19 protein-coding genes are annotated in these 26,997 nt (G+C 60.0%); 10 read left to right on the forward strand and 9 right to left on the reverse strand.

All coding sequences use genetic code 11. From position 1 onward, the window contains the following. Nucleotides 1-91: 91 nt before the first annotated feature. Together FXO11_RS18830 and FXO11_RS18835 are read right to left on the reverse strand one after the other, a co-directional pair. On the reverse strand, nucleotides 92-1,015 hold the full coding sequence (locus FXO11_RS18830) for a ferritin-like domain-containing protein (protein WP_148864480.1): 924 nt from the start codon (nucleotides 1,013-1,015) through the stop codon (nucleotides 92-94). 20 nt (nucleotides 1,016-1,035) lie between these two features. Beyond that, nucleotides 1,036-1,863 carry an SDR family NAD(P)-dependent oxidoreductase gene (locus tag FXO11_RS18835; RefSeq protein ID WP_148864481.1) on the reverse strand — a complete coding sequence of 276 codons (828 nt, stop codon included), beginning with the start codon at nucleotides 1,861-1,863 and terminating at the stop codon, nucleotides 1,036-1,038. A gap of 156 nt (nucleotides 1,864-2,019) precedes the next feature. On the opposite strand from FXO11_RS18835, the gene FXO11_RS18840 reads away from it, so the two are divergent. Further along, a complete protein-coding gene (locus tag FXO11_RS18840; protein WP_202980254.1) occupies nucleotides 2,020-2,679 on the forward strand; it encodes a TetR/AcrR family transcriptional regulator in 660 nt (219 codons plus the stop codon). Between the two features lie 44 nt (nucleotides 2,680-2,723). Here the strand turns inward: FXO11_RS18840 and FXO11_RS18845 are convergent, their stop codons facing one another. Beyond that, nucleotides 2,724-3,332 (reverse strand): Yip1 family protein, encoded by a 609-nt coding sequence (locus FXO11_RS18845; RefSeq protein ID WP_148864483.1) that lies wholly within the window; start codon nucleotides 3,330-3,332, stop codon nucleotides 2,724-2,726. A gap of 281 nt (nucleotides 3,333-3,613) precedes the next feature. Here FXO11_RS18845 and FXO11_RS18850 point away from each other — a divergent pair, with 281 nt between their 5' ends. Next, nucleotides 3,614-4,414 (forward strand): dienelactone hydrolase family protein, encoded by an 801-nt coding sequence (locus FXO11_RS18850; RefSeq protein ID WP_148864484.1) that lies wholly within the window; start codon nucleotides 3,614-3,616, stop codon nucleotides 4,412-4,414. A gap of 181 nt (nucleotides 4,415-4,595) precedes the next feature. On the opposite strand, the gene FXO11_RS18855 is transcribed toward FXO11_RS18850, so the two are convergent. Continuing rightward, a complete protein-coding gene (locus tag FXO11_RS18855) occupies nucleotides 4,596-5,165 on the reverse strand; it encodes a glutathione S-transferase family protein (RefSeq protein WP_148864485.1) in 570 nt (189 codons plus the stop codon). Nucleotides 5,166-5,332: 167 nt separating this feature from the next. On the opposite strand from FXO11_RS18855, the gene FXO11_RS18860 reads away from it, so the two are divergent. The 8 genes from FXO11_RS18860 to FXO11_RS18895 all read left to right on the forward strand — a co-directional run bounded on the left by FXO11_RS18860 (nucleotide 5,333) and on the right by FXO11_RS18895 (nucleotide 18,793). Then, nucleotides 5,333-8,101 (forward strand): endo alpha-1,4 polygalactosaminidase, encoded by a 2,769-nt coding sequence (locus FXO11_RS18860; RefSeq protein ID WP_148864486.1) that lies wholly within the window; start codon nucleotides 5,333-5,335, stop codon nucleotides 8,099-8,101. Continuing rightward, a complete protein-coding gene (locus tag FXO11_RS18865) occupies nucleotides 8,101-11,526 on the forward strand; it encodes a tetratricopeptide repeat protein (protein ID WP_168203204.1) in 3,426 nt (1,141 codons plus the stop codon). The genes FXO11_RS18860 and FXO11_RS18865 overlap by 1 nt, the downstream gene beginning before the upstream one ends. A gap of 10 nt (nucleotides 11,527-11,536) precedes the next feature. Next, nucleotides 11,537-12,076, forward strand: a complete 540-nt coding sequence (locus FXO11_RS18870) for a hypothetical protein (RefSeq protein ID WP_148864488.1) — start codon at nucleotides 11,537-11,539, stop codon at nucleotides 12,074-12,076. Nucleotides 12,077-12,086: 10 nt separating this feature from the next. Beyond that, nucleotides 12,087-13,415, forward strand: a complete 1,329-nt coding sequence (locus FXO11_RS18875) for a PelD GGDEF domain-containing protein (protein ID WP_148864489.1) — start codon at nucleotides 12,087-12,089, stop codon at nucleotides 13,413-13,415. Continuing rightward, the gene (locus FXO11_RS18880; protein ID WP_148864490.1) at nucleotides 13,405-14,391 is read left to right on the forward strand and encodes a HEAT repeat domain-containing protein; all 987 of its coding nucleotides are present in this window, start codon (nucleotides 13,405-13,407) and stop codon (nucleotides 14,389-14,391) included. The genes FXO11_RS18875 and FXO11_RS18880 overlap by 11 nt, the downstream gene beginning before the upstream one ends. Next, complete coding sequence (pelF, locus tag FXO11_RS18885) at nucleotides 14,388-15,911, forward strand: GT4 family glycosyltransferase PelF (protein ID WP_148864491.1); 1,524 nt, start codon at nucleotides 14,388-14,390, stop codon at nucleotides 15,909-15,911. Before FXO11_RS18880 ends, pelF begins: the two co-directional genes overlap by 4 nt. Continuing rightward, complete coding sequence (gene pelG, locus FXO11_RS18890) at nucleotides 15,911-17,287, forward strand: exopolysaccharide Pel transporter PelG (protein ID WP_148864492.1); 1,377 nt, start codon at nucleotides 15,911-15,913, stop codon at nucleotides 17,285-17,287. The genes pelF and pelG overlap by 1 nt, the downstream gene beginning before the upstream one ends. 192 nt (nucleotides 17,288-17,479) lie before the next feature. Continuing rightward, nucleotides 17,480-18,793, forward strand: a complete 1,314-nt coding sequence (locus FXO11_RS18895) for a glycerophosphodiester phosphodiesterase family protein (protein ID WP_148864493.1) — start codon at nucleotides 17,480-17,482, stop codon at nucleotides 18,791-18,793. 28 nt (nucleotides 18,794-18,821) lie between these two features. Here the strand turns inward: FXO11_RS18895 and FXO11_RS18900 are convergent, their stop codons facing one another. The 5 genes from FXO11_RS18900 to rapA all read right to left on the reverse strand — a co-directional run bounded on the left by FXO11_RS18900 (nucleotide 18,822) and on the right by rapA (nucleotide 26,996). Further along, entirely contained in the window at nucleotides 18,822-20,093 is a 1,272-nt protein-coding gene (locus FXO11_RS18900; protein ID WP_148864494.1) for a D-amino acid dehydrogenase, read from the reverse strand. A gap of 207 nt (nucleotides 20,094-20,300) precedes the next feature. Then, nucleotides 20,301-20,507, reverse strand: coding sequence for a cold-shock protein (locus FXO11_RS18905; protein WP_148864495.1), 207 nt, complete (start codon nucleotides 20,505-20,507; stop codon nucleotides 20,301-20,303). Nucleotides 20,508-20,880: 373 nt separating this feature from the next. After that, nucleotides 20,881-21,261 (reverse strand): fluoride efflux transporter CrcB, encoded by a 381-nt coding sequence (gene crcB / locus FXO11_RS18910; RefSeq protein WP_148864981.1) that lies wholly within the window; start codon nucleotides 21,259-21,261, stop codon nucleotides 20,881-20,883. Between the two features lie 120 nt (nucleotides 21,262-21,381). Then, entirely contained in the window at nucleotides 21,382-23,832 is a 2,451-nt protein-coding gene (locus tag FXO11_RS18915; RefSeq protein WP_148864496.1) for an acyl-CoA dehydrogenase, read from the reverse strand. A 293-nt stretch (nucleotides 23,833-24,125) separates the two neighbouring features. After that, nucleotides 24,126-26,996, reverse strand: a complete 2,871-nt coding sequence (gene rapA / locus FXO11_RS18920; protein ID WP_148864982.1) for an RNA polymerase-associated protein RapA — start codon at nucleotides 26,994-26,996, stop codon at nucleotides 24,126-24,128. Between the last annotated feature and the right edge of the window lies 1 nt (nucleotide 26,997).

Consider the following 26,997-nt stretch of genomic DNA (forward strand, 5'->3'; position numbering starts at 1 on the left):
AGTTGTCACAGACAGTAAACACCGATAAACGGGAGCCGAGCCGCTCTTGAAGCGGCGTTGGACCCGCTGAAAAAGTGCACGAAGGGCCAAATCAGGCCGTCGGCCGCCAGGTGAGCTGCTTGACCCAGGTGGGTACGGGGCCCAGAGCCTTTCGCGGAATGTAGTCGCTCAATTTGACCAGGGCATCCACCGGCTTGTGATAGATGTGATCCCGGTTGATCACCATCTGCCCGTGCTGGCTGATGATCTGGTACCAAGGATTACGCCGGCCCTCTTTTGTGCGGCCACCAATGCGCCGGTACTTGCCCATCGCCTCGTAGAGCCGCTCCTCCTGTAAACCCATGGCGACGATGTTATCGCGCATGCGGTTGAGCAGCGGCGCGTAGGCCAGCACCCCAAGGATCAGCTTGGGGCTGGCGACCGTGCCCAAGGTCTTGATCGCCAGCTGATGCAACCGACCGTGACCGAGCATCTCCATGACATGAAAATCCACCCCAAGATGACGCGCCTCGTCGGCGTTGATTTTCTCGAACACCTCGTGACATAGCGGATCGTTCACTTCGTCCAGCAGGAACTTGAGCAAGGCGCCGTCCAGGGCGATTTCCAACATCGGGATCACCGAGCCCAGCACCTCCAACGGCATGTCATCGCTATAGCGATCCAGCCATTCGATCGTGAGGCGCAGGTTGATGTTGGGCTCGGGCAGCTCTTCACCGTCCAACATGCCCCAGCGGCGCATCAGCGCCATTTCCGCGTTGGCATGGCGCTGCTCTTCGGCATGGAAGTAGGTGTAGATTTCCTTGAGCGTGTCGGTGGGCGCCTTTTTCGCCATCGCAGCGAAACCGCGGGCGCCGACGTGCTCGATCCACATCAGGTCCGACATGAAGGCCTTGAGTTTGGGCCACTGTTCCGGCGCGATTTTGTCGGCGCCGGGCTTTTCCCAGTCGATATCCGCCAGCGCCCATTGGCTGTCCTTGATCTTGGCCAGCATTTTGTCGAGATCGATTTGAGCCATGATCGACTCCTCCCATTTAATTAGTGAAGGCGATTAAACAGCCCGGCGCCCATCGCGTAGGTGCGGGGCATCAGGCGTTTGGCGCGCCAAATCAGGCGTGCATCGAATTGCGGCATCACGTAAAGATCGCCGCGTTGGTGGGCATCCAGGGTCATTCGCACGACCCGGTCCGGCGCCATGCCGAAGCGGTCCATCAGCCGGTCGAATAGCTTCGAGGCGTCGCCCACGATGCGGCCGTTAGCGTTGATGTTGGTCTTCACCAGCGTGGGGCACAGCGCGGTGATTTTCACTCCGGTGCCCGCCAGTTCCGCAGCCAGAGTCTCACTCAGCGCCAGGACGCCGGCCTTACTGACGTTATAGGGACCCATGAGTGGCGCTGCCGAATAACTGGCTGTGGACGCCACGTTGACGATGCCGCCATGGCCCTGGTGCCTGAGCAACGGCGCAAAGACGTGACAGCCGTGGATCACCCCCCAGAGATTGATACCCAGGGTCCACTTCCAGTCCGTCAAGGGCGTCTCACCTACCGGCTTTCCCCCGGCACCGACACCCGCGTTATTGACGACCAAGTTCACGGGTTGCGGCAAAATCTCCCCGGCTTGGCGGGCCAGTTTCTGCACTTCGGCTATTTTGCTGACGTCGCAAACGACAGCCCATGCCCGACCGCCAGCAGCGACAATCTCGTCAGCCGTGAGCTGAGCTGCCGCCTCATCGATATCCGAACACAGTACCGCGCCGCGCCGCCGGGCAATTTCCAGGGCAAACGCCCGCCCGATACCGCTGCCGGCACCGGTTACGACTGCAGAAACGGAATTCCCGGGGTTCCCGGGCAAACGACTTCCGAACATAGGTCACCTAAACTGATTGATGTTGACGAGCCTCGGACCAGCGCCTGAATCGTCGCTGCACGCCGTTGATGGCTTCCAGAGCAAACGCCAGGCGCCGCTTCCAGGGTCCATTTAAAATTAAAGCGAATGCTTGTTCGGATTCAATTCGGAAAAAATATGGCGAGAAAACCCAGACAGGAACGGGCCAAGGCCACCGTCAATGCCATCGTCGAGGCCGGTTTCATTGCCATGGCCGAACGCGGCCCTTCGGCAACCACCACTCGGCAAATCGCTGATATTGCAGGGGTGGGAGTGGGATCGCTCTACGAGTACTTCGACAACAAGGAGGCCATCTTCAGCGTCATGTCCGAGCGCTTCGTGGCGGATACCGTGGCGATGATTCAGCCGCTAGTTCCCGATCTTGTTCGGATGCCGATAGCGGACGCGATAAAGGAGTTGTTGAACAGCTTCCGGGATTTCCTTCAGGAAGACGGTGGTCGCTATCTGAACTGTATCCAGTACGCCATGACTCTGGACTTCGAGATGTACCTGGAACCGCTGCAGAAAACACTTTCCGAACTGGTGACTCAGTACCTGATGCATCACCCGGAAACCCTGCAGATCCGGAGCATTCCAACGATGAGCTACATCATGATCAACGGCGGCATTTTTGCGGTGGTCCGGCATTTGACCGACCCCAATCCGCCCATCGGTTTCGACGAACTGGCAGACGGTTTGGCACGAATGGTGGGCCATTACACGGAACAGGAAATCCAGATCGCCAAAGCGACTCGGGACCGGCTATCCAAGGAAGGAGAAGGACAAGAAAAAGAGTGAGCCGGGGCAGTGGTAATGGTTCCTCCACTGCCCTCAATGTCATCTTAGCCAACGAACTGGGGTGAGAACCCGTGGTTCCATATAAGCACCGAACCCACTCGGGTCGTCACCAGAATCACCAGCGCGACCGTAAGCACAGCGCCCGCATAGACGATCGCCTGTTCCTTGGGAATACCCATGACGATAGGCAACCCGTCATAGATCAGATAACCGGCGTAGGCTGCAGCAGCCAGAAACACCAGTCCATTGAACCAGGGCACGGGATAGAGTAATGCGAAACCCGCCAGGAACAGCGGCGTCGCCGCGTAGGCTGCCAGGGCAACCCCGTTGGACTTGTCGACCTCGCTTTTCGCGCCATAGGTGCTGGCCATCCAATCGATCATCCAGCCCAGGGCGAAAACCCCAACCAGGATCGCGACGTAAGTGAGTACACTCAGCTGAATAGCGCTGACATTCGATAGCTTGATCAGTCGCTCGCTGCCGACCGTCCAGCCAAAATACGTAGTGGATATATACGCACAAATCGGACCGATAGCCGCCAGGATCAACACATAGGCGGCATAGACGTGCCACGCCGCTTCGTGTTCCCGGCGGATTTCCGCCCATTCATCGTCAGGGTGGGTGAACAGACCGAAGGCATGTTTGAGAAGCATTGCGTTCCCCTTTCTTGTTGTACCTTTCTACCTGCACTGCGTGTTATTCGCACCGCGCTACCTGCACTGCGTGCTACTCGCACCGCGTGCCGTGCGAACTTACACAGCTCGCTATGAGCATAGTTCACATTCGCCAAATCAGCCTGCCGGATGCAATGACAAGAACACCTGGCTTGCGCCGGCAACGTCTCCCATCAGATGATGGGGGCCGCAAGGCCCTGTGAGATTCACGTCCACGGCCAGGCGATGGGAAAGATAAAATCGACTAAGGAGGGTTATCGATGAACTTCAGAACACTTCGGGCGGGCCTGCCGGTCGCCCTGCTTCTGACGCTGGGTACCGCCCAGGCGGCGCTTAAAACGGAAACCGTGAACTACGACGTCGACGGCGAACCGTTTACCGGCTATATCGCCTGGGACGACCGTTTCGAAGGTGAGCGTCCGGGCATTCTGGTGGTTCACGAATGGTGGGGCCACAACGATTTTGCCCGTCAGCAGGCAGAGCGCCTGGCGGAACTGGGCTACACCGCGTTCGCGCTGGATATGTATGGCCAGGGCAAAGTGGCCCAGCATCCCGAAGATGCCAAGAAATTCATGCAGGCGGCCATGGGTCAGGAAGGCGCCATCAAATCACGTTTTACCCAGGCGATGGAACTCCTGAAGAACCGCGACACCGTGAATCCTGAACAGATTGCCGCTCAGGGATACTGCTTCGGCGGCGGGGTCGTGCTGAACATGGCGCGGATGGGCGTAGACCTGGATGGCGTGGTGAGCTTCCATGGTTCGCTCGGCAGCGATATCACCGCCGAGCCGGGCAGCGTCACCGCAGCGGTTCAGGTCCATACCGGCGGTGCCGACAGTTTTGTGCCGCCGGATCAGGTCGCGGCGTTCGTGCGGGAAATGCAGGTTGCCGAAGTCAACCTGGGCTTCTTCAACTACCCCGGAGCGCAACACTCCTTCACCAGTCCGGCTGCTGACGAACTGGCTGAAAAGTTCGAGATGCCGCTAGCCTATGACGAAAAGGCGGCAGAAGAATCGTGGGAAAGCATGAAGGTATTCTACGAAGACATTTTTGCGGATTAAGGCGAAGCGGAGAGGCCAAAATCCGCGAAGCAAGCAAATAGGCCACTCTAGAGCAACCGGCGGGCCAGCAATGCTGGCCCAATATCACGCTCACACGTGTTTGTTCGGGCCCTGAAAATGGCTGTTGTCTGAGCCATTGAGCCAGTTGTCTAAAGGTGCCGAACGCCCCCGAATAACTGCCTTATTGCCGTGGGTCGGTATCCGCCACCTTCGGCTGGTCTTTATTGCTATCCCGGAACTGCACCAGACTCTCCACACCGTTAAAGTCCACCACCTCCCGGAACTGCATCCAGTCCACTAGGCTGTAAAGGCACATGGCCGGATAATTCCACTCAGCGAATTCGCCGGCATCCACCATGGCCGCCAGGGTCCGCATGGACATCATGATGCGTTCGCGCTGGAGATCGTAGAACATCATATCCTGATCCACGTCGATACCGGACTTCTTCGATAGCAACAAAGTGACGCACGAATCGTTGACGGCGTCGATCAGGGTCAACTGGTTTTCCTGATCCCAGGACAGGGGCTTGTCCTCACGTTTGCTGGCGACGTAACGCGAAATTACACGGGAGTCATAGACGTCTTGACCGCCGTCCTGAATCATGGGGATTTTCAGCGCAGGATTATTGCGGCGCAACGCCTCGCGGTCCTTCCCGTAGATGTCCAGATTTTCGAAGTCGTAACTGTCGTCGCCAAGCAGAAGACGGATGCGACGAACATAGGGGGACGTGGTCGAGCCAATCAATTTCATCGTTGTGTATCCTCTAAAGACATCCAAGTTTTTGAAATTGCATCTAAACTACGTGGTAAACCGTATGGCTTTGGCCACCGTTGCGCCCTGCAGGAACGTCGGGACAGCCATTTTCAATGCCTAGTCGTTCGCCAGTCTTACAATTCGAAAAGCGTCAAACAAGCCCGATGGGATATCGACTTTTACCCTGGATATTACTGACATCGCTGATTTTCTCCGCGAACCACTCCGTCGCGGCTCTGGGTAACATCGGCTTCTATTACGGCAGCGAAGCCCCCGTCAACGCCTTGATGGCCTACGACTGGCTGGTCCTGCAACCGCCTCAGGTGAGCCAGTCACGCTTGACCACCCTGAGCGAGGCCGGCGTAGAAACCCTAGCCTACGTCAGTCTCGGTGAAATCGCCCGTAGCCACCGGTTGTTCGGGGCCTTCCCCGAAACAGGACTGATGACCGACAACCCGGCGTGGAATAGCCGCGTACTGGACCTGCGCAGGGAGGATGTACGCCAGATCTTGCAAAACCAGCTGATCGAGCCCGCGTTCGAAGCCGGGTTTCAGGGAGTGTTTCTGGATACCCTCGACAGCTACCAATTGACCGAAGCCGGCCAAACCCATCCGAATGCTTTTCTGGAAGCCCAAGCCGAACTGATCCGAACGATTCGCGACAAGCACCCGAGCGCTCGCATCGTCATTAATCGTGGGTTCGACTTGCCCGAGGACACCCACTCGCAGGTCGACGCCCTGGCTTTCGAATCCTATCGCGAGGGTTTCGATCCAGCACGCAAGCGTTATCGCGCCGTGCCGGAGACTGATCGCGAGTGGCTTGATCGGCAACTGAACCACTGGCGCCAGGCGCACCCGGAGAAACCGCTGATCGCCATCGATTACATCCAGGATCCCGACGCGGCCGGCACCCTGGCTCAGCAACTTCGCGCCGATGGTTTTATTCCCTATGTCAGCAACCCCCAACTGACCCGTCTAGGACCCACGCAGCCGGGCCGGGTGAAGCGCGAAGTCCTGGTAATTCAGGACAGCCCGTCGACGCTGCTGAGCCAGAGTTCAGCGCATCGTTACGCCGCCGTGCCGTTGGAAGAGCTGGGCTACATACCGGTTTACCGGCACGTTGGCGAACCGTTGCCCGATGAACCCCTCGCGGACCGTTACGCCGGTATTCTCATCTGGTGGGAAGTGGGAGCGCGAAGTCAAAAACTATGCCGCTGGCTGAAACAACACCAGGCAACTGGCCTGCCGGTTGTTACTTTGGGACTCCTGCCGGCGGACCCCGCCTGCCAGTCACTTACCCGCGCGCCAGAGTGGGCGGTGCCAACGCCGCCTCTCACGTACAGTGAACGCCAATCCTCGGTGGGCCAGTATGAGAGTCAGCGCTTGCCGGTGGTGTCGGGCGTCGCTCTGCCAGAACCGGAGGCCGGACGCTTCTGGCTGACGGTCACCGACCGAGAAGGCCAGCGTTTCCACCCCATTTACACCCACGACGGTGGTGGTGTGGCCGTGGCACCCTATCTGTTCGAACCCGGTCCCGAGGATCAGCTTTATTGGCTATTCGATCCTATCGCTTTCCTGGACGAGGCCTTCGGCCACCCGGACTTTCCGGCGAGCGACGTTACCACAGAGTCCGGCCGACTTATCCTGACGTCCCATATCGACGGAGACGGGTTCGTTTCCAGGGCAGAGGTTCCCGGCAATCCACTCGCCGCGCAAGTCATCATGGACGATATCCTGCAAGCCTATAACTTGCCCCACACGGTATCCGTTATCGAGGCGGAAACCTCCCCGGATGGCATCTACCCGAAGACCAGCGCCGAGGCCGAGCAGCTGGCCCGCCAAATCTTTCGTTTAGATAACGTTGAGGTGGCCTCACATTCGTTCAGCCATCCCTTTTTCTGGCAGATCGTCGCTGAGGACGGGAAACGGGAGCTGCCCGTGTTCGCTGAGTATGGCTATTCGCTGAATGTACCCGAATACACACCTGAGTTAGAGCGCGAGGTAGCCGGCTCCATACGCTACATTAACCGGAAACTGACGCCCCCCGGCAAGTCAGTGCAGGTCTTCCTGTGGACTGGCGATGCGCTGCCCACCGAGGCCGCCCTGCGAAAAGTCAGAGAGGCCGGCCTGGCCAACGTTAATGGGGGCGATACCCATCCACTGCCCTACGATTCAGAGCTGGCCGGCGTCTGGCCCATCGCCCGTCCGGTCGGAGATGAATTGCAAATCTACGCACCGGTGATGAACGAAAACGTCTACACCAACCTCTGGCAAGGGCCCTATTACGGCTTCCGTGACGTGGTGGACACCTTCAGGCTGCTGGAGGCTAGGGGCCGGCTAAAGCCGCTCAGTCTCTACTACCACTTCTACTCGGGCTCCAAACCCGCGGCGCTCGGTGCCCTGCACACTGTCTACGACTACGCCATGAGTCAGCCTACAACTCAGCTTTATCTGAGCCAGTACGCAGATCGCGCCCGCACCGCGTACCGCTCAGCGTTGATGCGAGACGATGGTGGTCAGTATCACTGGCGCGGTGTCGGCCAGCCCCACACCGTTCGCATCGATCCGCATCATCAGTTTCCGGATCTGACGAACAGCCAGGGCGTGGCAGGATACCGGGACGCCGCAGGTAAACGCTTTGTACACCTTGCAGGCAACAATCCAAAACTCATGTTATCCGATAGGCCGCCGAGCGGGCCTTATTTGCGTGAGGCAAACGCGGTGATCACGCATTGGTCCCGCTCGGAAAAAAACAAACGCTGGCATATCACCCTTGGCTTCGCGGGCCACCAGCCGGTGAATTTCATACTCGATAACACCTCGAACTGCCGCGTCTTGGACGGCCCGAAAACGCAGTTCAACAAAATGAAAAATGCTGTGGCAGTAAGGCTGACGTTAAAGCACGTTGATTCCCTGGCACTGGAGTGTCGCTAGTGGTCCGCCAGCGGGAGAAATTTTTCAACCTGCCCTCACTGCTGGTGATTGGCGTGCTGATCAGTCTGGCTCTGTTCATTCTATTCCCGCGGCAGGCCGTGTTCGAAGACATTGACTATCTGGAAAACCCGGACGCTCTCTCCATCGCCTACCTGCGTGTACTGGTGCGCGCCGATCCCGATAATCCCGCCCTTCGCATCAACCTGGCGCGCATGTTGCGCGAAACCGGCCAGCCATCAGCAGCCATGGCCGTGCTTGAGGCCCTTCTGGCCCAGGACAGCGTGCCGTCGCTGGCTATGGAGGAATACCTGAAGCTACTGAAGCAACAGCTTTACGCTACAACGTCGGACGTCGCGCGCGACGATGCTCGCCGGGCGCTGTTTGCCCAGGCCATCTCCGTCCCCGAACAAGGCTACAGCTTCGACCGCAACATGGCTCTGCTCAGTCCGCTGTTGGATGCCCTGCGCCCGACCCAGTCGGGCCTGTTACTACAAATGCTGCAAGAGCAAGCCGATAGCCCACGCCAAAAACTCGCGTTGGCCCGTCGTTTGGCCAAACTGCACGAGGCCCAAAACCAACCGGGTGCGGCCGCCGAGGTATTGAAAGCACAACTGACGGAAGCGACTGACCAGGAATTGGACCCGTTGGTGGACGATATCTTGCGATTGCAACTGGCCAGCGGCAACCCGAGAGGCGCACTGGAAACCTTTCGTGCCTTTATTGCCGACGACGATATGGCCCAGCGAGATCTGGAACAGGGCATCCGCGTGGCTCGCATGGCCGGAGCGCCTGACGATGCACGGAGGTGGCTCGGGCGCCTGGCAGGCACGCAACCAAACAACCTCGATCTTCAGCGCGAGCTACTGATCGCACAACTGGCGGATAATCGGGTCGACCAAGCGCTGACCACTATCCGCAGATTGCAGCGACACCCCAAAGAGCTCTCCCAAGACGACCGTCAGCGCGTGGCTCAGGTGCTGGAGTGGAACAACCGTCCGAAGGAGGCGTTGCCCATCTGGCTACAGCTCTACCGGGAGACCGGTAGCTCGCTGGCCTACGAACGCGGCCGGGCGCTGTCTGACTCGCTAGCAGATAGAAACGCAATCGCAAGCCTGCTAAAACTCGCGGAAGCGCGGGGCCAGCTCGACCCGAAAGGCTATCGGGCACTGGCCGAAACCCGGATTCGCGACGGCCGCATCGACCAAGCGCTGGCCGCGCTGGAGCGTGGGCTGCAACAGTACCCTGGATCGGCCATGCTGCAGGCCGGCCAGCTGGACCTACTGATCAATACCCGCGATTACCAGGGTGCGATTGATGCACTTCTAGCCCGTTCCGCAATGAGCGACGAGCAACGTTTGCAATTGGCTAACCTATACTGGCGTACGCGCCGCCCCGAAGACGCTTTCGAATCGCTGGACTTCGAGGCTGAAGATCCAACCCTTAACGCCGAGGTGCGAGCTTCGCGTTTGCGGTTGGGTACCTATTTGGGCCGCACCCACCAAATCCGTGACGATTACCGCAGGCTGCTGGATGACATCGACACTGTTTCCCCGGTCCTGCAGGATCAATTGCTGAACCTGGCCGTTGTCTTCGGGGATTACGCCGCCGCGAGCCGCCTGAGCCAAATGCGCTATTCAGCCACCGGCGACACCCGATACCTAGCGTCCAATGCCGAGTACCAGGCCGTTCTGGCGAATTGGGGGGGCGTGACGGACACTCTGGATCGATGGCTTACCGTATCGCCGGCAGCGGAGCAATTGCCCCGCTACTGGACATTGCGTGCGCTAGCCTACCAACAGCAGGGACAACTGGCTGCCGCCGACCAGGCCTACCGGCGCGCTTATCAGTTGCAACCGGATGACCGGGAAGTGCTCACCGGCTGGGCCTGGCTCCAGTTGAACGATGTCCAGCGGTTCCAAGATACCCTGCCACATCTGTTGGCCCGTCTCGCCCGGGAGCCAACCCCGGAAACCAATGCAGTACTCGCTTATGGCTACAGCGCCCTGGGGGATACCTGGCAGGCGCGGCAGTGGTTCCTGCGCGGCCTTTCCCGACACAGCCGCGAACCCGAATGGCTCTGGTCCACCGCCAATGTTCTCGAGCAGACCGGCAATCATCGCTCGGCCGACGCACTGTTGGCCCGACTGGAGCCACAAGATTTCGCCAACGCAGAATCTCGTCTGGCCTTCTACCGCAGCCGGGGGCTGGATAGACAGGCGCGTCGCCTGCTCGCCCGCTCCCTTGAACTCGATGTCGAAAATGTGGCTGAACGGCGGCGGGACCTGGGCAATCAAGCACAGAACGACGACAACGCCCTGCTGGCGGAAAGCTGGTACGCGCGCGCTGGCCTGCCCCACGCGAGCCTCCTTTACCCGGCGCCGGAAAACCGCGAGCAACAAGCCGCGCGACTCAGCCGCCAGCTCGAGTCTCTCGAATCGCCAGAGACACCGGCCACAGCACGGGAACGGCTTCGCGATACGATTAACCTTCAGCAGCAATTTCCTCGCAGCCTGCAACTAGGGAGCGAGTGGCAGGATCTGGGTAGCTTTAGGGTGCACCAGACCCGGCTATCCGGCCGCTACGCCATGAATGACGTCATCGTCGAAGCTGAAGCGCGATCACTCAACGCCAGCGGCTCCGGACGTTTGCGCCGGGAGCCTGACCGCTCAAACGAAGGCAGCATTGCCCTGACCCTGCCGGGTAAGCGCTTCGACACCACGCTGGGAGTGGAGCAGTTGGCCCGCGCCGAGGGCCACGAGACCGCCTGGCAGCTGGAAACCCGCTGGGCACCGGCTGATCGCTGGGCCGTCAGCCTGGGCCTGGGCCGCAACGAGCGCGCGCCCGACAGCGCCGAATCCTGGTGGCTGGTGGACCGTGACCGAGAGTACGTCGGCGCCAACTACGCCCCCTGGTCCCGGCTAAGCTTATACGGTCAATTGGCTGCGCTACATCACCACAGTGAGGACGGCGAGAAGCTGGGCAATGGCTACAGCGCCAGCCTCACCGGCAGCTACACTCTATGGCGCGAGGACCCGGTCTTCACGTTGAGCGCTGGCTATCAGCGTCAGTCCCTGAATCTGACCGATCCGTTACCGCCCAGCATCCAGACGCAGTTGGACACACCACTGGAAGCCGGCAGCCTATTGACCGAAGACTACGAGCGTCTCGGCATCGCCGCGCGCTGGAGTCACGGCGAGCCGCACGCAACTTATCGCACCGCCCCTTCTCCCAGAGCCTTCGTGGAAATCGGGAGCGGTTATGTGCTATCCACAAAGACGCCGGAAATCGGCATAGGCGCGGGCGTGGGCTGGCAACTGTTCGGCGACGACGAACTGGCCCTGTCCGGCCGCTGGACCTCCGAGGGTCTGGATGGCAGTGGTAGGGCGGATTTGAACCTAACCTATACGATATTCCCCGGCCGTTAAGGAGATACTCATGAAACGACAACTTCGACACGCCTGGCTCTTCGCTGGCATGGCCCTGGTCCTACTTGGCGGCTGCGCTGTGATCCAGAGCGAGCGAGGTAGCCCGATTCCGAGGGAGAGCGCTTTTGCAGTGGTCCCGCTCGTCAACCTGTCACAAACGCCCCGGGCCGGAGAGCAGGCGGCCAGCGTTCTGGCAGCCATCCTACGGGCTAAAGGCAGCGGCGGAGTCACGCTTTACCTGCCGGAAGAACGCGATCCTTTGCTGTCCGACACGCGCGAGCAGCGCCAGGCGGCTATTGAACAGGCCCGGTCCGGCGGCAACGATTACGTGGTCAGCGGCACCGTGGAAGAGTGGCGCTATAAGAGCGGCCTGGACGGTGAACCCGCGGTGGGCGTCACTCTTGAGGTCCGCAGCGCGGACGGCCAGCACGTCATCTGGTCGGGCACCGCAGCCCGCACCGGCTGGGGCCGGGAGAGTCTGAGCGTGGCCGCCCACAAGGTGATCGACGAACTGACCGACGCCATGCCGCTGGTCAGCGGCGGGAATTAGCCGGACGCCAATGGATAATCTAGAGCACACCGCGGAGCGCGCCCGTAACGTCAGCCAGCCCCTGCGCTGGTTCGAGACCTTGGCGATCACTGCCATCTGTTTCGCCCTGGGCGCCTGGAACCGCCCGGACGATCCGTTTTACCTGAGCGGCAGCTTCCCGTGGCCGGTGCTCGGCCCACTCCTCGTGGGGCTCCGCTACGGTTTCTTCATGGCATTGGTAGCGTCGATCCTCATCGTCGCCGGCCTGGACCTATACCAACGCTACCTGGGCGTTTTGGACGAACCCTACCCATACATCTGGGCGGTCGGCATTCTCGGAGTCAGCCTAGTGGCCGGGGAGTTTCGCGACTACTGGGAACGCCGCCGCGCCAAGCTGGAAGCGTCAAACGATTACCGCGAAGCCCGCCTGGAGGAATTTACCCGCAACTATTATCTGCTCAAAGTCTCCCACGACCGCCTGGAACAACAATTGGCCGGCAGTTCCCGCAGTCTACGTGAAGCCCTACGCCGCCTCTACGACGAGCTGGGGCAGGACTCCGCGGCCGGCCTGACCCGCAGCCGGGCCAACGCCATGCTGCAGTTGTTAGTCCGTTACGGCCAGCTTCAGATTGCCGGTATTTTCCCGGTACAGGATGGTCAAGCCCTAACAGAGCCGTTGGCGACCGTCGGCAATGCCAAAATACTCCCCGCAACCGACCCGCTCGTTCAACACGCCTTGGCCGAGGCGAAGCTGATCTCCATTCAGACCGAGTACCGCCAGCGCCAACCGGACATGGATACCCGGTTTTTGGCGGTCATTCCCTTTATCGACGCGAATGGCCACATCAATGCGCTCTGTGCCATCGAGGCAATGCCGTTCTTCAGCTTCGAGCCTCAAGCCCTCCGCTTCCTGGCAATCCTGGCCGGACACATGGCCGACATCATCGTGGAGCAGGACCACACCACGCCGACCGATCCACCGGCATTGCGCACCCTGCGACATCAGCTTGCTCGCGTGGGCCGGGACGCGGAAGACTTCGACCTCCCCGGAGCGCTGTTGGCCCTACACATGCCAGCGGGACTGAGGGCACAACAAGTGGCCGAACACATCAAACGTGTCCGCCGCGGCCTGGACCTCGTCTACGAGAAACATAGCGATCGCAGGCTCTCGGTGCTGGTATTGATGCCGCTTACCGACGAGCTGGGCCAAGCGGGCTATATCCAGCGCCTGGAAGACGGCATTCGCGAACAATTGGGGGTTACACTGATCGACGTCGAGGGCGAGTTGCAGGTCCTTCAGATTGCGGACCAGAAGAGCGCTGAAACCTGGTTACAGGAGGCCCTCGACCATGGGGAGTAATTGGTTGATCGCCCAGGCCGTAGTCCTGGAAATCGCCGGCATCGTCGGGTTGGCTTCCCCCTTGCCCAGCGAGGCGCAACTGCTAGCCTACCTGGCCGGTCACGCTATCGCCTGCGCCCTACTCGCTGTGGTTCTGCTACGTCTGCTACCCAAGCGTTACCAGGGTTCGCCCCGACGGGCAGCTCTGTTTCTGTTCAGCCTCCAGTTCGCCATTCCGTTAATCGGCAGCATAGGCGTGGCGCTCGGTGTCTTGCTGGCGCTGTACCTGCCACGTTCGGAACGGGAAGTTCCCTGGCAGGAAATTGCCATCCCTGAACTGCCTTACAAACCTATCGATATGAGTCTACAAATGGTGTACAGCCAGGGTGGACTGCGCCAGATCCTACGTGAAGCCAGCGACCCCGAAAAACGGCTCAAGGCGCTACTCTCCACCCGTCAAATGCAGGACCGGGACGCGGTGCAGATCCTGCGCGAAGCCTTGCGCGACAAGGTCGACGACGTGCGACTTCTGGCTTATTCCATGCTTGAGCAGAAGGAAAAGGCCCTGACCCATCGAGCCAACCGGCTGCAGCAGGCACTGACCAGTGCAACCGACGAGCAAACCCCGCGGCTGCAGCGCCGATTGGCCCAGGCTTGGTGGGAAATGGGCTATCTGGGCCTGGCTCAGGGCGGACTGCGCATTCACTATTTGAAAAGTGCTCAAGCTATGTTGCAACGGCTGATCCAGCGCCGGCCCCAGCATAATGACTGGCGTTTGCTCGGGCGGGTCGAACTCGAGCTAGGCAACTTGGAAACCGCAAGAGAAGCCTTCCATACCGCACTGGACAAAGGTGCGCCGGACGACCTGATACGCCCCTATCTGGCTGAAGTGGCCTTCCATACGCGCGACCTCGACCAGGTGCGAGCAGAGCTGGCTGCCTGCTCGCCCAACTCTCAGAACTCCGGCATCCGTTCACTGGTACAGGCGTGGTTATGACTCCAAAAAAACCCCAAGACATTCCGGTAACCGCCGATATCGCCCTGCTGCTGGAGGGCACCTACCCGTTCATCCGGGGCGGTGTCTCTTCCTGGGTGCATCAAATCATCACGGGGCTGCCGGAGTTCACCTTTGCCTTGATTTTCCTGGGTGGCGAACGCAGTCATTACAGCAAACAACAGTACACTCTGCCGGACAACGTCAAACACCTGGAAGTCCATTACCTGATGGATAGCGACGCCCGTGGTCAGCCCCGTTCGCGCCGTGGCAACAAGACCGCCTTTGCCGCCCAGCACGCGTTGCACGAAGGCTTCAAATCCGGTGAGCCGGTAGCCCCCGACATCCTGCACAAAGTGTTCTCGGACCTCGGCCAGGCCGGTGGCATCAGTCGCGAGGACTTCCTGTTCAGCCAGTCCAGTTGGGAAATGATCGACGACCACTACCGGCGCTACTGCACCGAACCCTCGTTCGTCGATTATTTCTGGTCCGTACGCATCATGCATGCGCCGCTGTTCCAGCTTGCAGCCATCGCTCGCAACATGCCCCGTGTACGCATGCTCCACTCCATCTCCACGGGTTATGCCGGGTTGCTGGGTGCGATTGCCAGCAACCAGCGCGGCCTGCCCCTCGCCCTGTCCGAACATGGCATCTACACCAAAGAGCGCAAGATTGACCTATCGCAGGCGCAATGGATTCATGACCCCACCGACCAGGTCAGTGGCACGCTCAACGAGGAAGTGGGCTATATCCGGCGTATGTGGATTCGCTTCTTTGAGGCGCTGGGACGGCTGACCTACCAGCAGGCTGATCCGATCGTGGCGCTCTACCAGGGCAACCAGCAGCGCCAGTGGCAGGACGGCGCGCCCCGGGAGCGCACTACTCTCATTCCCAACGGCATCGACCCGGCCCGATTCAACGCGGTGCGCGCGTCCCGTCCGGAGCATATCCCCAAGGTGCTGGGGCTGGTGGGCCGGGTGGTGCCGATCAAGGACATCAAGACCTTCATCCGCGCCATGCGCACGGTGTGCGATGACATGCCCGATGCCGAGGGCTGGATCGCCGGACCGGAAGACGAGGACGCGGACTACGTCACCGAGTGCAAGGAGCTGGTAATCAGCCTCGACCTTCAGGATAAAGTGAAATTTCTCGGCTTTCAGAACATCAACGACATTCTGCCGCAACTGGGTCTGATGGTGTTGACCTCTATCTCGGAAGCATTGCCGCTGGTCATTCTCGAAGCCCATGCTGCCGGTCTACCCTGCCTGGCCACCGATGTAGGCGCCTGCCGCGAGTTACTCGAAGGTGCCAGCGAAGAGGACCGGGCGCTCGGTGCCAGCGGTGCAGTGGTGCCCATTGCCGATCCCGAAGCCACCGCCCGGGAAGCGGTCCGGTTGCTGAGCGACGAGCCCACGTGGTACGCCGCACAGAAATCCGGGCTGGCGCGGGTGGAGGCATTTTATACGCTGGAGAGCATGTTCAGCGCCTACCGCGACATCTACCGCAAGGCCCTGGAGGACTGATGGCCGGCATCGGTTTCGAAATCCGCCGTATTTTGCGGCGCGAAAGCTTCCTCAACCTGATCGAAGCCTATGGCCTGGCCGGCATCATCAGCTCCGGACCCTGGGTACTCTCCGTACTGGGCGTGATGATGATCGGTATTTTCAGCGTCACCCTTGCAGTCTCCGACCTGGAGGTGGTTCAGTTTCTCGTATCGGTCACCTACCTGATGGCCTTCTCGTTGATTTTGTCCGGAATTTTCCAGCATGTGTTTACCCGTTGGGTAGCAGATAAGCTTTATGCCCGGGAGAGCGCATTAATCCTGCCCAATCTGATGGGCTTGATTTGGGTTGCCACAGTGTTAGCGGTGTTGGTGGGCAGTCTGGGGATCGCGTTGCTGTTGTGGGATACCTCGGTGCTCTACAGGCTCCTGATGCTGGCCAACTTCGTGGTGCTATGTAATCTCTGGCTGGTGACGATTTTCCTATCCAGCATGAAATCCTACCGGCGCATCGTGCTGCTGTTCGCACTGGGTTACGGCACGGCAGTCATTGCTTCGCTGCGACTGGCGGATTGGGGGCTGGAGGGGCTACTGCTGGGTATTCTGCTGGGCCATAGCCTGCTGTTCTTCAGCTTTTTCTACACCATCATTCGCCAGTATCCGGGCAACAGCTTTATCCGCTTCGACTTCCTGCAGCGCAAGCAGATCTTTCCCGCACTGATCTTTACGGGACTACTGTTCAATGCGGCGGTCTGGGTGGACAAGCTGATCTTCTGGTTCCATCCGGATACCTCTCAGCGCATCATCGACGGTCTGAGAGCGTCGGTGATCTATGACCTGCCTATTTTTCTGGCGTACTTGTCGATTATCCCCGGCATGGCGGTGTTTCTGGTGCGGATGGAAGCGGATTTTGCGGAGGCCTACGACCGCTTCTACACGGCCGTCCGGGAAGGAGACACGCTGGAACGGATCAACCGTTTCCGCGACGAAATGGTGCTCATCGCGCGCAACGGCATCTACGAAATTTTCAAGGTGCAGGGCCTGACCATCATTGTCTTGTTTGTCTGGGCGGAAGATATTCTTAAAGCCATCGGGATATCGCCTCTGTACCTGCCCCTGTTCCAGATCGATCTGGTGGCAGTAGGCACCCAGCTTTTGCTGCTGGCCATACAGAACGTGCTCTTCTACCTGGATGCCCGCCGCATCAATGTGAGCCTATGCCTGCTGTTTTTTATCAGCAACATTGTTTTTACACTGATTACGATTCGCCTCGGGGCCTCCTTTTTTGGCTACGGGTTTGCTGGCGCTACGCTGGTTTCCGCCCTGGCTGGCCTGTTTATGCTCTCGCGCAAATTCGAACGCCTGGAGTACGAGACCTTTATGCTACAAGGTCGCTAACCGGGGAGACGGGCCGTGCGGCCCGTAACTTCGGAAAAACCTGCCGGCTATTTCCGAGCGCCTCTTGTATTGACTACGCTTAATCATACCGTCACTGCTATGTCACGGACCCTTGGCAGGCTAAAGTCGTTTATGGCTGTTCATCGAGAAAACGACAGGCCACCAACAAACAAAACGTAAAAGGATTTTACTATGAAAAATGCTTCGATTTGCTTGCTGGTTCTATCTCTAACGCTGACCGGCCTAAGCAGCACCCCGCTGCAGGCTGACGAGAAAGACCGGGGCCTTAACGACGAACGCGGCTGGAAGGACGATCGTCATGATGACCGTGGCTGGCATAACCGTAACCCGGCTTCCATCCAAGTGGGCCCGCGTCCGTACTACCTGGTTAACGACATGGACGACGGCCGCCTGAAGCAAAAACTTCAAGCCTGCGAGAGCAAGCCGCTTAAGCGCACCGACTTTTCCATCGGCCATCGCGGCGCGCCACTTCAGTTTCCGGAGCATACCCGCGAATCCTATGTCGCCGCCGCCCGCATGGGCGCCGGTATCGTCGAGTGTGATGTCGCCTTCACCCAGGACCGCGAACTGGTTTGCCGTCATGCCCAGAACGACCTGCACACCACCACCGACATCGTCACCATTCCCGAGCTGAACGCCAAGTGCACCCAACCGTTCGTGCCGGCCGATGCAGCCAATGGCACGCCGGCCCAGGCCGAATGCCGGACCAGCGACATCACTCTGGACGAGTTCAAGCAGTTGCGCGGCAAGATGGATGCCTTCAACCCCAACGCGACAACGCCGGAAGAGTATGTCCAAGGGACCGCCGACTGGCGCACGGACCTTTACACCACCGAAACCAGCGGCACGCTGATGACCCACAAAGAAAGCATCGAGCTGTTTCAGGAGCTGGGCGTTAAATTCACACCGGAACTGAAAACACCCGTGGTCGACATGCCGTATGAGGGAAACTATACCCAGGAAGACTACGCGCGACAGCTCATTGCCGAATACGAGGAAGCCGGGGTCGATCCAGCGGATGTGTGGCCGCAGTCGTTCCGGCTTGAAGATGTGCTTTACTGGATCAACACTACCCCCGCCTACGGTCGCCAGGCCGTGTTCCTGGACGAGCGCCCCAACGAGCCGGACGTGAGTTCGCTGGACTACATGCGCTCCCTGAAAGACCAAGGCGTCAACATTATTGCGCCCGCCATCTGGAAGATGCTGACCCTGAATGCGCGTGGGGAAATCGCGCCCTCCGACTATGCCAAGAATGCCCGCAGAGCCGGTTTGGACATGATTGCTTGGAGCCTCGAGCGTAGCGGTCCGCTGGCGTCCGGCGGTGGCTGGTATTACCAGTCGGTCGCCGACGCCATCGACAACGACGGCGATATGTTCACCGTGCTCGACGTGCTAGCCCGGGACGTCGGTGTGATCGGGGTGTTCTCCGACTGGCCGGCCACGACCACTTACTACGCCAGCTGCATGATGAAGGGCCGACACTAAGGCATAGGAATAGCCCAAACGCCTGAAGCTATTCCGCAAACCGCCCCGGCCTGAACGCGTCTAGCGACAGCGCCGGGGCTTCGCCATCGATCACCTGGGCCATCAGCTCGGCACTGCCAGCGGACAGGGTCCAGCCAAACGTACCGTGGCCGGTATTCAGGAACAGATTCTCCCGTGTACCCCGGCCGATAATCGGCGGGCCGTCCGGCGTCATGGGCCGGAAGCCGGTCCACGTGGTGGCGGCCGACAAATCGGCGGCGCCCGGAAAACGGGCGTTCACTGACTTGCGAATGGTCTGTAGACGCGTCTCCGGAATCTGGCGGTCAAAGCCGTTCAGCTCGACGAAACCAGTGGCCCGTAAGCGGTCGCCGAACCGGGTCGACACCACTTTGAAGTTGTCGTCGTGTACGGTTGAGCGGGGTGCTCGCTCAGCATCCACCAGCGGCGCGGTGATGGAATAGCCCTTGACCGGATAGATTGGCAGGTACAACCCGAGATCCCGGGCTAATTCCGGCGAAGCACACCCGGCAGAAAGCACCACGGCATCCGCCTCCAGTTGCTCCGGTGCGCCCGGAGCCCCTTCCAACTCAACACCAAGGATGCGCCGGTGATCGGCAATCAGACGGCTGACGCGAGTGCTGTAACGAAAGTGAACGCCGGCGTTTTCACAGGCTTGCGCCAAGCCCCGAGAGAACAGGTGGCAGTCACCGGTGCCATCGGTGACATAGCGCAGGCCGCCATAAAGCGGGCCATCGCCACGCATTCCGGGCTCGTATTCCCGCACGGCCTCCGGCCCCAGCAACTGATGCTCGATACCCAACTCACGGAGGACCTCCGCCGAGTCTACGTAGTCAGTCATGGCGTTTGGCGAACTGGCCAGCTGCAGCAAACCAGCATGGCCGCCATCGAACGCCAGGTCCAGCTCATCTTCCAGCGCCAGGAACCGCTCCCGACTGTGGATGCCCAGGCGCAACATGGCACGTTTGTTAAGCCCAAATACGCCCGGTGCGTACGCAAAGCGCAATGTGGAGACAAGGAAACGCAGGGTATCGATAGACGGTGGCAGGCGCATTTTAAGTGGCCCATCGCGGTCCATCAGGTAAGACAGCGCTTTGCGCACCATCGCGGCAGAGGCCCAGGGATAGACGACGCCATAGGACCGCTGGCCGGCGTTACCCTTACTGGTTTCCTGCCCGGCGCCCTCCAGGCGCTCAATGACCGTGACCTGATGTCCCCGCTTGCGCAGCGCCCAAGCTGTCGTGACACCGACCACGCCGGCACCGATAACCACAATGTGCATAACGCTCTCCTCCTTTTGAATCCCTATCACAGAGGTTGGACGACTCTACGTCAAGAAAGTCATATGGGTGATTACCGAAGAAACCTGCGGCTGTGGCATGAGAGAGGACGTGATCGCAATTTATAGGCAATAAAAAAGGCAGCCGAGGCTGCCTTTCTTTGAATAGTCTGCGGTCTGGAAGACCGCGACTCATTCGATTCTACTGGCTTAGAGCGGGTTAACGTTCTCAGCCTGCGGACCCTTCTGGCCCTGAGTTACAGTGAACTCGACCTGCTGGCCTTCAGCCAGGGTCTTGAAGCCTGAGCCTTGAATGGCGCTGTAGTGAACGAAAACGTCCGGGCCGCTTTCACGAGTAATGAAGCCAAAGCCTTTAGTTTCGTTGAAAAACTTAACGGTACCAGTCTCTGTAGACATATCTGTGTCTTCCTGTAATCAATCAATCAAATGCCCGAGGGCGGTATTCGGAAACGCAATTCGCTTTATCAAAAACAGGACGAGCACTACCTGACTACAGAGGAATCCGTCTTATTTATGAAACGCTTTGCTGAACCTTTCCTACGCCACCCACTGTAACCCCGATGTTGCGCTTTGCCAACAAAATTTTACGAGGTAGGTACATATACGTGGGTTCAGCACCTGTGAATGCCTCCCAGGCGCCTTCCGTGGGGCCCGGCGCATACTGTCGCGTTCACAAGCGCCTTCCGTTTCCGTACGTACGCGACAGGCCCGCTTGCGCTCCTGCAAGCAGCGGCACTCCCAACAACAGCCACTGGCCACTGAGAGTCACTTAGCCGCGTAACGTATGGAAACAATAAATCCCCAGGGCGGTCATTGACAAGGACCCAATGACATGAAGTGCCACACCGCCAAAAGCAGCCAGCCATTTCCCGGCCTGGAGGGCTCCATACATTTCCACGGAAAAGGTGGAGAAGGTGGTGAGCGCACCGCATAAGCCGGTCACCGCAAACAGCCGCCACTCCGGCCCCAGATGCGGCGCTTGGCTGAAATAGCTGATCAGCCAGCCAACCATCCAGCCACCGCAGAGGTTAGCGACCAAAGTACCCAACGGTATGGCCTGGCCACTGGCATTGAGCCAGATACTCAATAGCCAGCGCAGGTTGGCGCCAATCACAGCCCCCAGACTGACCGCAAGCATGGAATACGCGATAGGCACCCTGTTCTCCTTCTAACTGGACACAGACGCTTGGTCACAAAAAAACCCGCTATGCTGGCGCATAACGGGTTCGAGTCTACCAGACCCGGGCATAAATGCCCGGCCCGGCTACGCTCAGGCGGCGTTGTGCTGGATGACGGTCTCCTTCTTCTGTGCCAGAGCATCGAACGGGAAATCGTCGACGGTAAGCATCTCCAGCACCTTGGCCTCATAATCACGCATGAACTCGATATCCTCCTCGGTGAAGATCTCGGCCTTGTAGGCTGCCTCGAAGCGGTCTTCCGGATGCAGCACTTCCATGGGCAGGTCGCCCTTGGCGTAGGCCTTGCCGGCGGCACGGTAGAGCTTCTCGGCACGGTCGTAATCCGCCAGTAGATCATTGTACTGCGCGACGGGATTGGCGACCCCGTCTTCCACATGCGTCGACCAGACCGGACGCAAGAGCTTCTCGCGAAGCGGCGTCGCGGTACTGATCGCCTTGGCGATACCGCGGGTCACGTCGTCGTGCGGCATCTCCCACTTGCGACCCAGCGGCAGGGTGAGCGCGCGCAGCGCCCAGGCAACCGGACGGTTCGGCAGGTTATGCAACAGTTCGTCCAGGGCATGCTCGGTGCGGTACAGCAGATACTGCAGGCTGTATTGCACCAGCACCTTCTCGCCTTCCACCGGCTGGGTCTCGTTCCAGTTCTTCAGCACCATGGACGCCATGTAGAGATTGGACAGCATATCGCCCAGGCGAGCGGAGATCAGCTCGCGCATCTTCAGCTCGGAGCCGAGCGTGGTCATAGCCGCGTCAGCGCACAGACCGAAGGCTGCGCTGAAGCGCGCCACAGCCTGGGCGTAACGGCGGGTGACCGCATCGAAGGGGACGTCCGCATGACCGACCCCCAGCGCCTGGGTAAAGGCCCGAGCGGCGTTGCCGAAGATCAGGCCGGCATGATTGAAGAACGCGGTGTCGAACGCATCGATGTCATCGTTGTCCTTGGCCGCCAGCTCTTCCAGCACATAGGGATGGCAGCGAATGGCCCCCTGACCGAAGATCATCAGGCTGCGGGTCATAATGTTCGCGCCTTCCACGGTAATCGATACCGCGGAGCCACTGTACCCGATGCCCAGGTAGTTGCGCGGCCCCAACGTAACGGTCTTGCCGCCATGAACGTCCATGGCGTCAGTGAGGGTGGCGCGCTGCATCTCGGTGAGCTGGTATTTCAGAATCGCGGACGGTACCGACGGCTTCTCGCCGTTGTCCACCATGTTGGCGGTCTGGTACACCGAGGACTGGGTGATGTAGGTCATGGCGGCAATGCGGGCCAGTGGCCCCTGCACGCCTTCCATCTCGGCCACCGGTGTATTGAACTGGCGACGGACCCGGGTGAAGCCGCCGGCGGTGCCCAGGGCAGACGCCGCAGCGCCGGCAGCTCCGGACGGCAGGGTGATGCAGCGGCCCACGGACAGGCACTCAACCAGCATCCGCCAGCCCTCGCCAGCCATTTCCGGGCCGCCAATGAGGTAATCCAGAGGAATAAATACATCCTTGCCCTTGATCGGACCGTTCATGAACGGCGAGCCGATGGGACAATGACGACGGCCTATTTCCATGCCCTTGGTATCCCGCGGGATCAGGGCGCAGGTGATGCCCAGGTCTTTTTCCTCGCCCAGCAGGTTATCCGGGTCGAACATGCGGAAAGCCAGGCCTACGACCGTGGCGATCGGCGCCAGCGTGATCCAGCGCTTCTCGAAGTTCAGGCGTAGCCCGAGCACTTCCTTACCGTCAAACTCGCCCTTGCAGACGATGCCGGTATCCGGCAGGGATGTGGCGTCCGAACCCGCCCGCGGGCCGGTCAGGCCGAAGCAGGGAATATCGCGTCCATCGGCCAGACGCGGCAGATAATGGTCTTTCTGCTCATCGGTACCGTACTTGAGCAGCAGCTCGCCCGGCCCCAGGGAGTTGGGGACGCCGACGGAAACCATCAGCGTCTCATTGGAGGCCAAGCGCTGGAGCACGGCGGATTGCGCCTTGGCGGAAAAGCCGAGACCACCGTACTCCTTGGGGATGATCATGCCGAAGAATTTTTCCTTCTTAAGAAACTCCCAGACTTCCGGCGGCAGGTCGGCACGCTCGACCGCCACGTCCCAGGAGTTGCAGCGGCTGATGGCCCAGGTGCACTGGTTGTCGATAAACGCCTGCTCTTCTTCGGTAAGCCCGTTGTTGCGATTGACCAGCAGTTGGTGCCAGTTCGGACGGCCGGTGAATATTTCGCCGTCCCAGCCCACGGTGCCGGCATCCAGGGCAACTTTCTCGGTGTCGGACACCTTGGGCGCGACTTTCTTGAACATGTCGAATACCCGCGGCGTCAACCAGGACCGGCGCAGTCCCGGCAGACCGCAAGCGGCTGTCAGTGCGGCACCGATAAACAGGACCAAGGCCAGCCAGCCGGAACCAAAGAACATGGATACAACACCAAACCCGGCCATTACCGCGATCGCGGGCTTGGCCCCGGCTTCCTGGCGCAAGACCATCAGCAGGCCGGCAATTGCGAGTAAAAGAATGATCAAAGTCGTCATAGGCGTTCTCTGTCTTCCATGTAGTGAAATGAGCGGCGGTATAGCGTTCTGAATGGCTATTTCCAACCCGCAGATTTTGTAACTAAACGTTACGCTAAAGCTACCTGATTGGATGGCTGCAAGCCAGTGACTAAGTCGCGATCTGTCAATGAGGCTTTCGGCTAACCCGATTTAGCCCCACCCAATACGGTTGGCGGAAGACGCAAACCATTCTGGTCACCCGTCAGCCGACGGACGGACGCCAAAAACGCTGACGCCCGCAAACCACAACCAATACGGATCCAGACAGTGCACTAGGAAGAGACAATTACCCGCAAACCGCTGAGAGCCATCCGCGCTTTACCGACAACCTCCTCACCGGCCGCGATCTGATTTTCAAAGAAGTGGATCTCGTCCTCGCGAATGGCGGGATTGACCTTACGCAAAGCCTTGAGACGATCAGCCTCCGGCTGAATCAGCTGGCGCAGCCGCTCGGCGGCCTGCTGTTGCACCTCGCCCAACCGTTCGGCGGCGAACCCCTCGGCGTGGTCGATCATGGTTTCCACCTCGGCACGGATTTGCGGCACGACGGCCTGCGCCGTGCGGCGGCGAATGTTGGAACAGAGCTCGTTAAGCCGGTCATGAGGCAAGGCCGCCGAAAGGTCTTTACCGTTGACATCCACCAGCAGACGCAGCGGCGCCAGTGGCAGACAACGCGCCAGCTGCAGACTGCCCGGCGCCGGGCAATGCAGCGTGAACAGGGTTTCCAGCAGCAACGTGCCCGGCGGCAGACCTTTTACCGACAGGCTCGCCAGAGCGGCGTTGCCCAGTTCGGATTCAGTCATCAGCTCCATCACCCCGGTGACCATCGGGTGCTCCCAGCTCAGGAAGGCCAGGTCTTCCCGCTCCAGTGCCTGCTGACGATCGAAGGTCACTGTCAGCCCCTCCTCGGTTAATTCCGGAAAGTGGCCTGTTAGCATGTGATCCGAGGGTTTGAGCACGTCGGAGGTTTCGGTGTGCGCCTCGGTATCGACGCCGAAAATATCGAACGCCTCGGTCATGTAATTGACCAGGCCGGAAGACTGCTCTTCCGCTTCGATGCTTTCGATCAGCGCCTGCGCCTCGGCCGGGCGGCAGGAATTCATCTCGATCAGTGCGTCCCGCCCCTCTTGCAGGCGCAGCCTGAGCTGTTGGGCCTGGTCGCGAGTGGTTTCAATCAGGGTATCGGCCGTTGTTTCGGGATTCGCCAAAGCGGATTCGAATTCCGGCTGCACAGCCGCTTTGACGGCAACGCCGACGGCGCAGCTGCGGGCAAAGGCATCCAGGCCTTCGTGATACCAGCGGAAGAGGATCGACTGAGCGGTATTCTCCAGGTAGGGCACATGGATATCGATAACGTCGCCCTGCCCAATCCGGTCCAGGCGGCCGATACGCTGCTCCAGAAGGTCCGGGTTCGCGGGTAGATCGAACAGCACCAGATGATGTGCGAACTGGAAGTTGCGGCCTTCACTGCCGATTTCTGAGCAGATCAGCGCCTGGGCACCCTGCTCGGTTTCGGTGAAATAGGCCGCGGCCCGGTCACGCTCAAGCAAGCTCAAACCTTCATGGAAGGCCGTACTGCGAATGCCGGCGCGTAGCTGCAGATAGTGCTCGAGTGCCGTAGCGGTCTCAGCCCTGGCGCAGATCACCACGACCTTGGCCGGCTTCAGCGCCGCCAGTTTCTTTTCCAGCCAGGCGACCCGTGGATCGTCAGCCAGCCAGGCCTCCTCGTCCATGCCGGCTTCCGGTGTCAGGCCGGCAATACCGGCGGTCAGACTCGCCTCTGCGTACAACTCGGGGCACGGCAGCGGCTCGGGCTGGACGTGGCGTTCAGGGAATCCCCGCACTGCAGCGCGGGTATTACGAAGGAGTACCCGGCCCGTGCCATGACGATCCAGCAGCGTGTCGATCAGCGCCTGGCCAGCGTCATCTTTTGCCACCAAATCGGAGACTTCGTCACCGAGCCAGCCCTCCAGCCGCTTCTGCTGCGCACTGTCGGGCCGACCGCCCTGTTGCTGCAGATCCTGCACCAAGGCATTGATTTCGGCGTAACGGCTTTCTTCCTGCTCGAACGCTGCCAGGTCGTGGTAACGGGCCGGGTCCAGCAGACGCAGGCGGGCAAAGTGGCCGGCCAGGCCCATCTGCTCGGGCGTAGCCGTCAGCAGAAGCAGGCCGCGAGTCTGGTTCGCGAGGCGCTCGACGGCCTGGTACTCTGCACTGGCCGCCTCGGGCGCCCATTCCAGGTGATGCGCCTCGTCGACCACCACCAAATCCCAGCCGGCGCGGACCGCATCGTTAGCGGCCTTTTCACTGGCTGTCAGAAAATCCAGACTGCAAATAACCAGCTGCGCTTGCTCAAAGGGATTATCGTCGCTCGGTTCTTCTGCGGACTCTTCCCCCAGCAGCGCCAGGATCTGGTCAGCGGCGTCGTCGACCTCGTAATGGCTGTTGTCGACGATGGAGAATCGCAGATTGAACCGGCGCAGCATCTCCACCAGCCATTGATGCACCAGCGAATCCGGCACCACTACCAGTACCCGCTGAGCCAATCCCGTCTGCAATTGCGCGTGAAGGATGAGTCCGGCCTCTATGGTCTTGCCCAGCCCCACTTCGTCCGCCAGCAACACACGGGGGGCGTAGCGGCGGGCCACTTCCCCGGCAATGTAGATTTGATGTGGCAGGTGGCTGGTGCGGGCGCCGATCAGCCCGCGCGCCGGTGACTGACGCAGGCGCTCCTGATGTTCGACGGTCGCCATCCGCAGGCGGAAGGCGCCATTGCGGTCGAACCGTCCGGCGAACAGGCGTTGGCGCGGGTCGGTAAAACGCACATGACTGCCTAGCTTGACCTCGGACACCTGTTGCAGGTCGCCGTTCTCGTCTTCGGCGTGGTACATCAGTACCCCATCGACATCTTCCACGGCCCTTACCGTCAGCGATTCGCCATCGAATGTCTCGATCCGGTCACCTAACTGATATTGCACCCGGGCCAGCGGGGCGTTGTCGGTGGCGTAGGTACGCTCCTCGTCGATTGCGGGAAAACCCAGCGTAACCCGCCGACCGGAGACGTCCGTGACGATACCCAATCCCAGGGTGGCATCGCTGTGGCTGACCCATCGCTGACCAATGACAAATTCCATGCTTCGAATC

The sequence above is a fragment of the Marinobacter fonticola genome (genome assembly GCF_008122265.1).
GTDB classification, from domain to species: Bacteria; Pseudomonadota; Gammaproteobacteria; order Pseudomonadales; family Oleiphilaceae; genus Marinobacter_A; species Marinobacter_A fonticola.